Annotated in this window: 12 protein-coding genes and 1 pseudogene; 5 read left to right on the top strand and 8 right to left on the bottom strand. The window is 48.9% G+C overall.

Features of this window, described 5'->3' with window-relative positions; all coding sequences use genetic code 11:
* Positions 1–4: 4 nt before the first annotated feature.
* Positions 5–1,237, bottom strand: coding sequence for an MFS transporter (locus QWY27_RS03345; RefSeq protein WP_290195039.1), 1,233 nt, complete (start codon positions 1,235–1,237; stop codon positions 5–7).
* Between the two features lie 213 nt (positions 1,238–1,450).
* Between QWY27_RS03345 and moaA the strand changes: the two genes are divergently transcribed.
* Genes moaA through QWY27_RS03325 form a run of 4 tightly spaced genes read left to right on the top strand, consistent with a single transcriptional unit; the run spans position 1,451 to position 5,812 of the window.
* On the top strand, positions 1,451–2,443 hold the full coding sequence (moaA, locus tag QWY27_RS03340; RefSeq protein ID WP_290194715.1) for a GTP 3',8-cyclase MoaA: 993 nt from the start codon (positions 1,451–1,453) through the stop codon (positions 2,441–2,443).
* Positions 2,444–2,458: 15 nt separating this feature from the next.
* Positions 2,459–3,124: a carbonic anhydrase gene (locus QWY27_RS03335; RefSeq protein WP_290194713.1), complete on the top strand. Its 666-nt coding sequence runs from the start codon at positions 2,459–2,461 to the stop codon at positions 3,122–3,124.
* Positions 3,125–3,165: 41 nt separating this feature from the next.
* On the top strand, positions 3,166–5,154 hold the full coding sequence (locus tag QWY27_RS03330) for a type IV pili methyl-accepting chemotaxis transducer N-terminal domain-containing protein (protein WP_290194711.1): 1,989 nt from the start codon (positions 3,166–3,168) through the stop codon (positions 5,152–5,154).
* A 4-nt stretch (positions 5,155–5,158) separates the two neighbouring features.
* On the top strand, positions 5,159–5,812 hold the full coding sequence (locus tag QWY27_RS03325) for a response regulator (RefSeq protein ID WP_290194709.1): 654 nt from the start codon (positions 5,159–5,161) through the stop codon (positions 5,810–5,812).
* Here the strand turns inward: QWY27_RS03325 and QWY27_RS03320 are convergent.
* The 6 genes and pseudogenes from QWY27_RS03320 to ytfE all read right to left on the bottom strand — a co-directional run bounded on the left by QWY27_RS03320 (position 5,712) and on the right by ytfE (position 10,455).
* Positions 5,712–6,506: a Crp/Fnr family transcriptional regulator gene (locus tag QWY27_RS03320; RefSeq protein ID WP_290194707.1), complete on the bottom strand. Its 795-nt coding sequence runs from the start codon at positions 6,504–6,506 to the stop codon at positions 5,712–5,714. The genes QWY27_RS03325 and QWY27_RS03320 overlap by 101 nt on opposite strands.
* Before the next feature lie 4 nt (positions 6,507–6,510).
* Positions 6,511–7,215, bottom strand: a complete 705-nt coding sequence (locus QWY27_RS03315; RefSeq protein WP_290194705.1) for an anaerobic ribonucleoside-triphosphate reductase activating protein — start codon at positions 7,213–7,215, stop codon at positions 6,511–6,513.
* Complete coding sequence (gene nrdD, locus QWY27_RS03310) at positions 7,178–7,336, bottom strand: anaerobic ribonucleoside-triphosphate reductase (RefSeq protein ID WP_290195037.1); 159 nt, start codon at positions 7,334–7,336, stop codon at positions 7,178–7,180. Before nrdD ends, QWY27_RS03315 begins: the two co-directional genes overlap by 38 nt.
* A gap of 42 nt (positions 7,337–7,378) precedes the next feature.
* Positions 7,379–9,073 (bottom strand): annotated as a pseudogene (locus tag QWY27_RS03305) (ribonucleoside triphosphate reductase); the annotation flags it as partial.
* A 123-nt stretch (positions 9,074–9,196) separates the two neighbouring features.
* On the bottom strand, positions 9,197–9,760 hold the full coding sequence (locus QWY27_RS03300; protein WP_290194702.1) for a hemerythrin domain-containing protein: 564 nt from the start codon (positions 9,758–9,760) through the stop codon (positions 9,197–9,199).
* Positions 9,757–10,455 (bottom strand): iron-sulfur cluster repair protein YtfE, encoded by a 699-nt coding sequence (ytfE, locus tag QWY27_RS03295; protein ID WP_290194699.1) that lies wholly within the window; start codon positions 10,453–10,455, stop codon positions 9,757–9,759. Before ytfE ends, QWY27_RS03300 begins: the two co-directional genes overlap by 4 nt.
* 197 nt (positions 10,456–10,652) lie before the next feature.
* Here ytfE and norR point away from each other — a divergent pair, with 197 nt between their 5' ends.
* Positions 10,653–12,215, top strand: a complete 1,563-nt coding sequence (norR, locus tag QWY27_RS03290; RefSeq protein ID WP_290194697.1) for a nitric oxide reductase transcriptional regulator NorR — start codon at positions 10,653–10,655, stop codon at positions 12,213–12,215.
* Here the strand turns inward: norR and QWY27_RS03285 are convergent.
* Complete coding sequence (locus tag QWY27_RS03285; RefSeq protein WP_290194695.1) at positions 12,202–13,158, bottom strand: LysR family transcriptional regulator; 957 nt, start codon at positions 13,156–13,158, stop codon at positions 12,202–12,204. The genes norR and QWY27_RS03285 overlap by 14 nt on opposite strands.
* Positions 13,159–13,226: the final 68 nt, after the last annotated feature.

Below are 13,226 nucleotides of genomic sequence, written 5' to 3'. Positions count from 1 at the left end.
TCGATTAATGTTGCGAGGCGAGGGCCGCCTGACCTTTTGCGACCGTTTCTTTTCTGAAACTGAAGTGCATCCAGATCAGCGAGATGCAGACAGTGCCGTACAAAAGCATGAAGGCTGAAGTCCTGACACCTGTGATGTCCACCAGAGCGCCAAACATAATGGGTAATACAAAACCTCCCATTCCACCAGCGAGACCGACGATGCCTGACACGGCTCCGATATTGCCGCTGAAGTCATCAGAAATGAATTTAAAAACAGAGGCTTTACCAATCGCCGTTGCAATGCCTACGATGAATAGCAGAATGGTGAAGATTGTTGGTGAAAGCGCGATACGGAAAGTGCGTGAACCATCAACGGTCAGGATGGTGAAGTCTGTCTGTGGATAGCTCAAGAGAAAAAAGGCAACCCAGCACACCCACATGACCCACCAGGTTGTTTGGTAGGCGCCGTATTTATCAGAGATCCAGCCCCCGAAAGCCCGCAAAATACCGCCCGGGAGAGAAAAGCACGCCGCCAAGAGAGCCGCAGTCTGAATGCTGAAACCATATTCGCCGACGTAATACCTTGTCATCCAGAGCGCCAAGGCAACGTAGCCTCCAAATACGACTGAGTAGTATTGGCAATAGCGCCACACTCTCGGATCTTTGAGCATCTTGAGTTGCTCTTTCAAACTGACTGAGTTTGAGGCGTTGTGGGCTGGGTCTGTTGAGGTAAATATCCAGAAAAGAATCGCCGTGACCAGCATGGCGACTGAGTAAACTTGTGGAACGATTGTCCAGGATCCACCCGCCAGTACGATGAGTCCGGGGGCTACAAATTTAGTGAGTGCTGATCCAGAGTTTCCCGCACCAAAAATACCCATTGCCAAGCCTTGTCGGTTTTTAGGAAACCAGCGTGCGACATAAGGAGTCCCTACGGAAAATGACCCACCTGCCAGACCTACGAACATACCGATGACTAAAAAGTGCCAGTACTGGGTAGCATAGGACATCATCCAGATGGGTAGCACTGTGCTGAGCATGAGCAAAAAGAAAACGATCCTCCCGCCGAACCGATCGGTCCAGAGCCCTAAAGGCACTCGTACGAGTGATCCCGTCAGAACAGGCATCGCGGCCAGCAGACCAAACTGCGTTTCACTGAGATCGAGTTGTTTTTTGATCGGTATGCCGATGACCGCAAACATCATCCAGACAGCAAAGCAGATCGTGAAGGCAAGCGTACTTGACGTCAAAACCATGATCGATTTTTTTTGAGTTGATTCCACGGTAGTGGTCTCCTGAGTCGTTCGTGTTTGATACTGAACAGACTACGAGAACAGAGGAGCGTTGCCCATTCTCCAATGGCGGGAGGATGCCGAAGCAATGGACCTAGACTCCCCCTACTAAAGGACTAGGTTCATTTAGCCGAATGACGCATGGTTAAATTCATCATAGAAGGTGAAAATATGCCCATGGATACACAACTCGCTCCCTTGGCAGACCGGTTCGGTCGAAAAATCGACTATTTGCGCTTGAGCGTGACGGATCGTTGCGACTTGCGCTGCAGTTATTGCATGCCTAAAAGCTTCAAAGGGTTTGAAGAGCCAGGTGACTGGCTGACCTTTGATGAAATTGAGCGCGTCGTTGGAATTTTTGTGCGCATGGGTACATCCCGCGTGCGTTTAACCGGCGGTGAGCCTTTGTTGAGACGCCATCTGCCCGACTTGGCGGGGCGTTTGAACAAACTGCCGGGCTTGTCTGATCTTTCGTTGTCGACCAATGGAACGCAACTCGTCAAACATGCAGAAGCCTTGTACGAAGCCGGCGTGCGAAGACTCAATATCAGCATGGATACTTTATCGCGGGATTGCATGATCCAGATCACCGGACGTGATTCCATGAGTGATGTGATGGCTGGTCTAGATATCGCGCAAGCCGTTGGCTTCTCGCCTATCAAGCTGAATATGGTGGTGATGCCTGAGGTCAATTTGTCAGAGGTCCAGTCCATGGCTGAGTTTTGTATCAGCCGCGGGTTGATCCTTAGACTTATTGAAACAATGCCAGTCGGAAGTACAGGTTTGGCGAGTGGATACACGCCGCTTGGTCCTGTGATCGACACGTTGCGTAAAAATCTCGACTTGATTCCTGAAATCAAAGTGATGGGCGGCGGTCCGGCACGCTACTGGAGGACAAGAGATGGAAAAGGTCAAATCGGATTCATTACGCCGATGAGTCAGCACTTTTGCGAAACGTGCAATCGCTTGCGGATGTCTGTGGATGGCACGATATATCTTTGTCTTGGCGAGGATGAGAAAGTCGAGCTCAGACCTCATTTGCGCAACGGCGCGACAGATGAAGATATCGAGGAAATCTTACGTCAGGCGATTGAGCTCAAGCCAGAGCGCCATCACTTTAATGAAATTCCCGAAAAAATCGTGCGATTTATGTCGCAAACAGGTGGCTAGTTCTAGGAAAACGCGATGCCCAAACACGATCTCGAAAAATTCATCAATGGTTTTGAGCAGTTTCAAAAAACGTATTATGGAGAAGATCACGAGTTTATCGAGGAGCTTACTCAGGCTCAGCATCCTCGCACTTTTTTGATCGGTTGCTGCGATTCACGGGTTGACCCAGCGCATTTGATCGGGGCAGAACTCGGTGAGCTATTCGTTTCTAGGAATGTTGCGAATTTAGTGCCGCCTTGCGAGCCGAACGAGGGAAGCCATCACGGCGTGAGCGCGGCGATCCAGTTTGCCGTCCAAAATTTGCAAGTGGAAAGGATTATTGTGCTGGGGCACGCCAGATGCGGAGGGATCCGGGCGTTGATGGATGACAGTAGAGTCAAAGAGCCGGTTGATTTCATTTCCATGTGGGTCAGCATTGCTGAGTCAGCCAGACGAGAAACATTAGCGGCATTTGGTAATGCTCCATTCGAGGTGAAGTGCAAGGTGTGTGAACAGTCATCTATCCTGAACTCTTTGAATAATCTGATGAGCTTTCCCTGGATAAAAGAGGCGGTGGAGGAGAAGCGCTTGACACTGCACGGTTGGTATTTTGATCTTGAGGCTGGCGAGTTGCTGGCTTACTCCAAGCGAGCAGGTACATTTTTACCAATGGTATGCGCGTTGAATCCCTCTATCGAATAAGAAAGATTAAACTCAACCATCTGCTGCCAAATATTCAAACAATGACCGCGACCGCGAACCAAACAAACCTGCGAAATATCGAGGAGTCCCCGCGGGAGTCTGCGTCCGTTGGGACGCGGATTGCGATCGGCCGCAATTATCGTCTTGGCGTGAGGCTTGTTTCAGTTGCGTTGACAACGTTAATCTTTGGGCTAACCATGGTGATGGTCACGCTGTGGTTATCTTGGGCGCTCGAAGGTGCTGCTGCGGCGATTAACGACACTGGTAGTCTACGTATGCAGTCAATACGAATTGGTTTGTTGATGACGGAGCAGCCTGTCTCTCAAAAAGAAATCGTTGAGCGCGCAAGTCTATTCAATAAAACTTTACTCGCCTTGCGCGAGGGGGATCCTCAGCGACCGCTGCGTTTGCCTAAATCGGAAGGTGTTCAAGAGCAGTTTGAGCGCGTGCGCTACATGTGGATCGAACAATTACAACCTGCACTCATGCGTGTCGAATCGACATTAGGTCAGGATCGATTCGCGATTAAGTCCTATCTTGATGATTTACCGGAGTTTGTTAAGCAATCCGATGCCCTCGTTTCCTTGATAGAAGCGCAAAATGCCAAGGATACCGCGTTGCTTCGCGGCTCCCAAATGGTCGTGATAGTTTTGATGATTGCGGGTTGCGTGGGTATCGTTTATTTATTGTACGGGTGGGTCATCAGGCCTGTCGAATCTCTTCGCCTGGGGATTGCTCAAATGTCCACGCGGAATTTTTCCTATAGAGTACCTGTCGAGGGTGGTGACGAGCTCGGCGAGCTGGCGCAAGGCTTCAATGACATGGCATCCCAGCTCAGTCATTTGTATCGCGATCTTGAGCAGCGGGTAGAGGAAAAGACTCAGCAACTAGCTCAGCAAAACCGTGAAATTTCGACGTTGTATGAGTTCTCTGCCTACCTAAGTCAAGCCGGTGATCTCGAACAGCGCTGTCGGGGATTCTTGGCGCGTCTCATTGAGTATTTTTCAGCAGACGGCGGAACTGTCCGGATTCTTGATCCGCGTCAAAAAAACTTGCATTTGACTGTGCATCAGGGGCTCTCGCTTGAGTTTGTCAAACAGGAACAATGCTTGCATGCTGGTGATTGTCTGTGTGGAGAAGCCTCTGAAAAGGGTGTCATGGTTTTGCACGATTTTCGAAATTTGCCTCAGGAGTTTAGCTTGCGTTGCCGAGAGGAGGGGTTTACGGCGATTGCTATTGCACAGATTGTTCATGCAGGACATCAGTTGGGGAGCTACACCCTGCACTTTCAGGAGCCTAGGGAGTTTTCCTCAGATGACAGAAGACTCTTTAATACCTTGGGGCAGCACTTGGGCGTCGCGATCGAAAATCAGCGTCTGCTCGCTCGTACACGGGAACTTGCAATCGCCGAGGAACGTAATCTCATGGCACAGGGTTTGCATGACTCGATTGCCCAGGGACTGAATTTTTTGAAGTTACAGGTTCAGATGCTGGAAGATTCGATTGCGAGAGGCAAGCAAGATGAAGTCAAAGAGGTGATCAAGCTGATTGAACTGGGTGTGCGTGAAAGTTACGACGATGTTCGAGAACTGTTGACTAATTTTCGAATCAAACTTGACGAAGGCGATATTGTTGATGCGATTCGAGCTTCTGCTGAGCGATTTAAAAAGCAAACGGGTATTGCCGTTTCTGTCCAAGTGCTTCATCAAGGTCCTCCTTTGCCACCAGAGCATCAACTGCAAATACTCTTTATTGTCCAAGAGGCACTCTCTAACATTCGCAAACATGCGAATGCGGATCAAGTGAAAATCATTCTGGATGATCAAGATGATTTTAATTTGACCATTTCTGACAATGGGCAAGGGTTTGATGCGGATGGATCCAAGACAAATGAAGAGCACCACATTGGTTTGAAAATCATGCGGGAACGCGCCGTTAGATTGCAAGCTTCTCTTTCCGTCGTATCCAAGCCTTTGTCTGGAACTTCGGTATCCCTGTACCTGCCTAAAGAAAATCGTTCAACCGGTTAATGTGATGATCTCTCCCATTAGAGTTTTGCTTGTTGACGATCATGCGCTATTTCGCAGCGGCATCAAGTTGTTGTTGCAAAGGCATGATGATTTTGATGTCGTTGGAGAGGCTTCCGACGGTATTGAAGGTGTCAAGCGTGCGAAAGCGTTACAACCAGATGTGGTCTTGCTTGATCTGCATATGCCCGGGCTTTCTGGCCTTGACGCGATCAAACTTATTCAAGAGGAGGTGCCCGCATGCCGCATTATTCTTTTGACGGTCTCCGAGGAGGGGGAGGACCTCACGACTGCTCTGAAAAATGGCGCTGTTGGCTATCTGCTTAAAAATATTGATGCGGATTTTTTTCTCGGGGCGATAAGACGCGCCATGCAAGGTGATTCTGTTATTTCCAATGAAATGACTGCGAAACTCGTGGCTAATTTGCGTAGAGGGTACGAACCGACACCTTCCGAAACAAGCAAGCTTACTCCTAGGGAAGGGGATATCCTTGCCCAGCTTGCCTCTGGTTTAAGTAACAAGGAAATTGCCCGCGAACTGAATTTGGCCGAAAGTACAGTCAAAATCCACATTCAGAGTATTTTAAAGAAACTGGGTTTGACCAATCGGGTACAGGCAGCGATTTATGCTGTTGAGAGAGGCTTTGGTGTTCAACACTGAGTATCTTGTCTGCCATGTCAAGCTGAGGCGCATGGCGCATAAGAGCTTCGCGATTGATGATGGTGATCTTTGCCTTGTCCACTACGATGCATTTCTCGTCACTGAGTTGATGCAAGGCTCTGGAAAACGTCTCGGGCTGTAACCCGAGCTTTGATGCGATCGTTCTTTTAGGAATAGACAGATCGATCTCATGATGCATAGTCGAGTTTCGAAGCAGGTAGTCGGCCACTCGAGCTGCAGCAGAGGGTAGGTTCACAACTTCGATATCGTGTAGTAATGTTTCAAATCGCAATGCCAGCCCATCCAATATTTTCTTCATGAAGAGCGCATTCGAGGCCATGACACTCAAAAGGGCATCGCGTCCGATCAAAACGAGAAGCGTATCTTCTAGCGCCTGCGCATCGATCAGGTACGGGTGATCTAGAAACATGACGGCTTCGCCGAAGTGTTGGCCTGCCCGAAAAAATTCAATCACTTTGTCATGCTCCTGAACACCAGGAATCACGATTTTTATTTGTCCTGTGATCACAACGTAAAGACCTGTCGCTCGATCCCCACGTTTGAAAACATGGCTGCCTTTAGGCTGTCGGACAAGTTTTGAGGCATCTGCCAGGTATTGCCTTTCTTTGCAGCTGATTGCTTCAACAAGCGGTATGTGTTTGAGCAGCTGATCAAGTGATATCTGTTGTCCCATTTCCTCACCTATAAGAAAAGGTTTCAAACAGATCCTTCAAATGACTGAGAGAGCGAGGACTGAGTGAAACATGGCTTGTGTGCGCTCCCGGGGCTCTGAAACGCTGTATGGCATATTCCCTCACACCTTGGCGAGATAAGTCTTGCGCTAAATCAAGTAATTCATTTTCAGGCAGCCATTCAGGCGACCATGTTGTTCTGCATTCAAAATTTCCGTCCCATGACAATAATATCTCGAGAGATTTTGCCGTTTGCTGAAAGCTCTTGGCTTGCCCTGTCAGTTTTTCATAGCGTCGCTGAGTCGTTTTTATGTCTAGTGCGACCCATTCAATACAGTGAAGAATTTTTTCCAGACGTCCCGGATACATCCCCGCCGTGTGTAGTGCGAGCTCAAATCCTTGCTGGCGGATGTCGTCAGTCATCTGTTCATAAAACGGATCGCTGAGGGGTTCGCCGCCAGACAGGACAACACCGTCCAGACAATTGACGCGAGACTTCAGAAAGGAGAGTATGTCAGGCCAGGACTCACCTTGGTAGCGCTTTTGGAGGTGAGGATTATGACAGTAGTGGCACCGCCAGGGGCAACCCGAGACAAAGATGGTACTCGCAAGTTTCCCTGGCCAGTCTACGGTCGAAAAGGCGGTGAAGCCTCCGATAGAGGGCCCGTTTCTTTCATGCTTTGTTAAATTCACTGAAGAACTTACGTTCATTGAATTCGCCTTTTTTCCCGATGTTGAACGAGCTCACCGGACGGTGATAGCCCATGACACGTGTCCAGACTTCGCAACGTGTTCTTTGATGGTCGGGCGGCAAGGTATTTTTATGCATCATTGGCGGGGTGGTGTTTGGTACCATGATTGAATACTCCTTTAGTTAGGCTGCTTGAGAATGTGCTTCCCGGACGATGATCTCCATATCGCACGTTGGACAAAACTCATGATGTCCGGATAAATATCCGTGTTTAGGACAGATTGAAAATGTGGGTGTGATAGTCAGGTAAGGCACTCTGAAGTTGCTCAAAGCACGTCTGACGAGTTGTTTGCAGGCTTGTGCGCTTGATATCGCATCATTCATGTAGAGATGAAGAACAGTTCCTCCTGTGTACTTCGATTGCAAGCTCTCTTGCAAACTGAGTGCCTCAAATGGATCGTCTGTATAGCCAACAGGAAGTTGACTGGAGTTGGTGTAGTAGGGCTGGTCCTGAGTGCCTGCTTGCAAAATATCGGGCCAGCGCTTCTTGTCCTCCTTTGCGAAACGGTAGGTTGTGCCTTCTGCAGGGGTGGCCTCGAGGTTATAAAGATGACCGGTCGTTTCTTGAAACTCAGTCATCCGAGTTCTGACGTGGTCCAGGCATCGCAGGGCAAAATCTTGACCTTTGGGCGAGGAAATATCAAAGTCGTCGTGACTGAAGTTTCTGAGCATCTCGTTTAGACCATTGATCCCCAGCGTGCTGAAGTGATTTCTTAATGTCCCCAGATAACGTTTTGTATAAGGATAGAGTCCTTCATCTATGTACTTTTGAACCGTTGTTCTTTTGCGTTCTAAAACATCACATCCCATGTTCAAGAGTTCGTCCAGGCGAGCCATCAGTGCGTCTTCGTCTCCTGCAAAGAGATATCCCAGCCTTGCGCAGTTGATCGTGACCACGCCCACGCTGCCCGTTTGTTCGGCTGAACCAAAGAGTCCATTACCTCGCTTGAGCAGTTCGCGCAGATCGAGTTGAAGACGGCAGCACATTGAACGCACCATATGAGGCTCAAGATCTGAATTCAGGAAGTTTTGAAAGTACGGTAAACCGTACTTGGCCGTCATTTCAAAGAGCGGAGTGGTATTTGGATGTTCCCAGGGGAAATCTTGAGTGATGTTGTAGGTGGGGATGGGAAAGGTAAAAGCTCGACCTAGCGCGTCTCCGGCCATCATCACATCGATATAGGCACGGTTGATCATATCCATTTCTTCTTGCAAATCACCATAAGAAAAGGGCATCTCAATACCACCTACATAGGGGATTTGCTCTTTGAGATCTGCCGGACATGTCCAGTCAAAGGTGAGGTTGGTGAAAGGAGTTTGCGTCCCCCAGCGGCTCGGAACGTTCAGGTTGTAGATCAGCTCCTGCATGCATTGCCTGACTTGTCGATACGTCATTTCATCTTTGCGTATGAACGGCGCCATATAGGTATCAAAGGAACTGAAGGCTTGCGCGCCAGCCCATTCATTTTGGAGCGTGCCCAGAAAATTAACAATCTGACCAATTGCGGCAGACATGTGCCTTGCGGGCGAGGCTTCAACTTTTCCTGGCACGCCGTTGAATCCCTCTCTGAGTAGTTGGCGCAGTGACCAGCCTGCGCAGTACCCTGAAAGCATATCCAGATCGTGTATGTGGAGATCGCCATTGCGGTGTGCGGCACCCGACTCGGGACTGAAAATATGTGACAGCCAGTAGTTTGCTGTGACTTTGCCCGCGACGTTCAGAATCAGGCCGCCCAGACTGTATCCCTGATTGGCGTTGGCATTGACGCGCCAGTCGCGTTGCTCGAGATACTCTTCCATCGCTTGTTCAACATTGATACTGATGGGAAATGGTGTGGTGATTGAGGGATTCATTTGACACCCTATGTTGTGTTGTTTGATGAATCCTAACACTACATATTGTGTTTTTTGTGAGAGGGGCAGAGCTTTTTAGAACATCTTTCAAATTGCTTGATTGAGGTCAAGCATTCTGTGCCCTCTGCGCTCGGCCATCTTTAAACCGAGTCTGCTAAGTGTCTCTGGAGCAAGCAAACGGGCGTGTGGATATAGGGTCTGTTCTTCAAGATCGGCATGTTGAATGTATTTTTCTGTAAATTCATTCAGACATTTTGGTGGTGTGCTCGTATTATTTCCCGCGATAACTTTGAGCCAGTTTTCTATTTCACGCCACAAGCGACCTAGCGTTTCATGCTCCGCTTCAAGCTCTTGAATGCTGTTGTTGAGGTTCTTAAATGCTTCTTCACCAATCGTTGCAGGAGATAAGCTTTTGAGGGCAGGAAAAAGGTCATCCTCTTCATCCTGATGATGCAGCGGGACGGCGATAGTGAAGTATCTGAGGACGGATTGGGCGGCCTCTCGTGTTTTGCTATCGATGCCCGTTGTTTCGATATGCTGAGCAATTCTCTGAGTGAGTTTTGCGAATCGTCTGACTTTTTCATGGCAGGCTTCAAGTAGCTCGATGGGCGAGTCGAAGCCTGCACTGTGTGGAGTAAAAAAGTCCGTCACGCGAGTTGAGCCTGTGTTTGAGTCTTTGATCGATCACTTGCGAACAAAATATTGTTCTCGAGATGAATGTGCTGCATTAAATCTTCCCTCAACTGGCGTAAACCTGCGAATAACGCTCGCCATGTATTGCATGCATCTGCCGGAGCGGTGATGTCGTTTGTCAGATGCTCGATGCGCGCAAGCGCTTCGCCATGTTGATCGTGTTCATAACGCATCATTGAAATCGGCGCACTGACTTGCGAAGCCGACACGCGCCGTAACATCGGAAAGAGAATTTGCTCTTCCTTCATCATATGACTTTCAAGTTCTTGCTGCATGTCCGAGAGATGGTCAGCTAGTCCCTTTGGACAGTCTTGACGCTCGCCATGGACTTGCTCGACACGCCTGGCGAGTCGAATCAATTCAGGCAGTTCCTCTCTGTGCCGTTGGTGGTACCGCATCAATATATGGTCAATAAGCGCATCATTGCTTTGCTCAGTCCAAAGCGAGTTGTGAGTATCGGCCTGTGATGCCATGAGCGTGGTCAGTCGCTCGATAATAGGCTGCGGATCTGTGATTTTCCGGCGCTCGAGCGTTTCTCGCAGGCTGCGATGTCCACCGCAGCAAAAATCGAGTTTGTTCTCATGAAAAACTTGAGTGGCACCTGGAACGTCGCATGCAATTGAGCCGATAGAACGATCAAGTAGTGCTGTCATGGTATTTCCTTTATTAAGAGTGTTCCTTTTCTTAAGCAATTCCGATGCCAGATCTTAACTATATGAAATCATTGTAATTTATATAAATATGGTTAAAAGTACACTGACAAATTATGGTTAAATAAACCGTTAAATGGTTATTATCACCACTATTGTTTTTATTTCAATTCCATCGTTTTTATAGGTCATTGATTGCGATGAATGCAGAGCTCTCTCTCATCACGGACATGATTGCAGATTTACCTCGCGCCGTGCGTGCGCAGCGAATGGTGCGTGTGATTCGTGATCAATTCAACTGTCATGCAGTCGGTTTGTTACGAATTGAAGGCGATACTCTCGCGCCAGTCGCCTTCGAGGGTCTGGCGCGGGAGGCGATCGGTCGACGTTTCGTGATCGCGCAGCACCCAAGGCTGGCGAGTATTTTGTCCACGCGAACCCCCGTTCATTTTGTACCGGGTAATCCTCTGCCCGATCCCTACGATGGTCTACTCGACGACCAATTAGGTCAACCACTGCCTGTGCATGATTGTTTGGGCATCAGTCTCCATCTTGAAGGCATATTGTGGGGTGCGCTGACACTCGATGCCTTTGAAGGCAAGTCGTTCAAACTCACGGATATTGAAAGACTGAGTGCCTTTGCTTTGGTTGTTGAAGCCGCAGTGCGCGTGTCGCGCCTCGAAGAAGAGAATCGAAGTTTGCGCTTGTTTAGAGGCAGCGATTTGATCGAGCGTCCCATGCAGGGCTTTTCAGATGAAATTTTGGGTCAAAGCGCTGTGATTCTTGCCGTGCTTCGCGAACTCGATGTCGCAGCAGAATCAGATCTTCCCATTTTGTTGCTTGGCGAGACTGGTGTCGGTAAGGACCTGTTTGCACAACGCGTACATCGTCAGTCACTTAGACACCGCGGCACATTGGTTCAAGTCAATTGCGCCGCTTTGCCCGAGACTTTAGCTGAGAGCGAGTTATTCGGACACCGTAAAGGAAGCTTTTCTGGAGCAACGACAGATCGCATTGGTCGTATCGAAGCAGCTGAAGGCGGGACCTTGTTTTTGGATGAGGTGGGCGAATTACCGCTTTCCATCCAGGCTAAATTGTTACGTACATTACAAAACGGAGAGGTGCAGCGTCTCGGCGAAGACATGCCCAGAAAAGTGAATGTGCGATTTGTCTCTGCAACGAATCGCAAGCTGCAAGAGAGCGTCAGGGCGGGGCGATTTAGGGCTGATCTCTACCATCGACTCTCTGTTTACCCTGTTCATATCCCGCCTCTTCGTGAACGTGAAACAGACGTGTTGATTCTCGCAGGCCGATTTCTTGAGATCAATCGTTCGAGACTGGGTCTTCGCAGTCTGCGCTTGTCAGAGCGTTCAGAAATTGCTTTGTGTCGATATGACTGGCCCGGCAATGTCAGAGAGCTTGAGCATGTGATCAGTCGGGCGGCGTTACGCGCCGTCAGTCGTGGTGCCAGTCGCGATGAGATTTTGACACTTGAGCCAGAGTTGCTCATGTTGGAAAATTCGAACCAAATTTCGGTTGATTCTCAACGAGTGATGGATTCGGAGTTGATTGATATTTTGCAGGACGCTCAGGCTAACGAAGCACTGTCATTGCGTCAGGCAACTGACCTGTTTCAACGACAGCACATCAGGCGAGCGCTCTCGCAGTCAGATGGAAATTGGGCCAAGGCCGCTCGATGTTTGGATATTGATACAAGTAATTTTCACAAACTCGCCAAGCGCTTGGGGCTTAAATCGACGTGACGCGTGACGCGCTCTCAAGAAGAGTTTTCCAAACAGCTTCGGCGGGTTGACTCATCTCGGCTTTTTGTCGATACAGTTTGATGTCAATTGGAATTTGCCAGGTCGAATCACCGACAAGAGCAAGCTTTTGGCTTGTTAACTCCTCTTGGACTAATGAGAGGGGAATCCATGCGATACCTCGACCACTAATGGCCATGGTTTTGAGCAGCATGGCATTGTGCGCTGTAAAAACGACAGAAATGTTCAGAGCTTGACTACTCTGATTTTGACTGGAGAGCAGAGGTTTGAGTTTGGTTGACGCGATCAGACCAAGAGCAGAGCTTTGATTGTATTCAAGCACTGGAATCACAGAAGATGAATCAAGATGATACTGAGGTCCTTTATCTTTTTTGATTCCCGTTACCGGTACCAGCATATCGCGATCAAGGGTGAGTACAGGGTAGTTATCCTGATCAAGTCGAGAGGGAATGTCCGGGTGTCCATAAGACAACATGAATTGGACTTTTCTCATGCTCATCATCTCGGCACATGCCTGAAAGCTGTCAGAAAAAGTCTGTACCGCTCCGAAGCGATGACTATTTTCAAGCGACGCCAGCCAGCCTGGGAAGAAGGTCAAGGAAAGAGAGTGCGTCACTGCAAAACGCAAACTTGCAGATTCCGCGTCATGTGCGGCTCGAGCTTTAATTCTTGATGCTTCCAATGCAGCCAAGATAATTTCAACTTGAACCTTGAATTTTTGTCCTGCCGCAGTCGGCTGAATGGGATGTGCAGCGCGATCAATGAGTTCGACGCCAACCCACTCCTCCAGAGAACGGATATGACGACTTAGCGCAGGTTGTGCAACGCAGCGAATAGCAGCCGCACGCGAAAAATTTTCTGTTTCACACAGCACGGCAAAATCTTCAAGCCAGTCTAAGTCCAAGGGTCGATTGCCGGGTCCCATATTGATCTTCGAAGTGAGTGATTCAGAGAATGAATAGTTCTATGCGTTTTAAGTATTGGCCTGCCTGG

It is taken from the genome of Zwartia vadi (assembly GCF_030410375.1).
GTDB lineage: Bacteria > Pseudomonadota > Gammaproteobacteria > Burkholderiales > Burkholderiaceae_B > Zwartia > Zwartia vadi.
The sequence above is the reverse complement of the archived record's forward strand: the minus strand, read 5'-3'. Positions and strand labels throughout refer to the sequence as shown.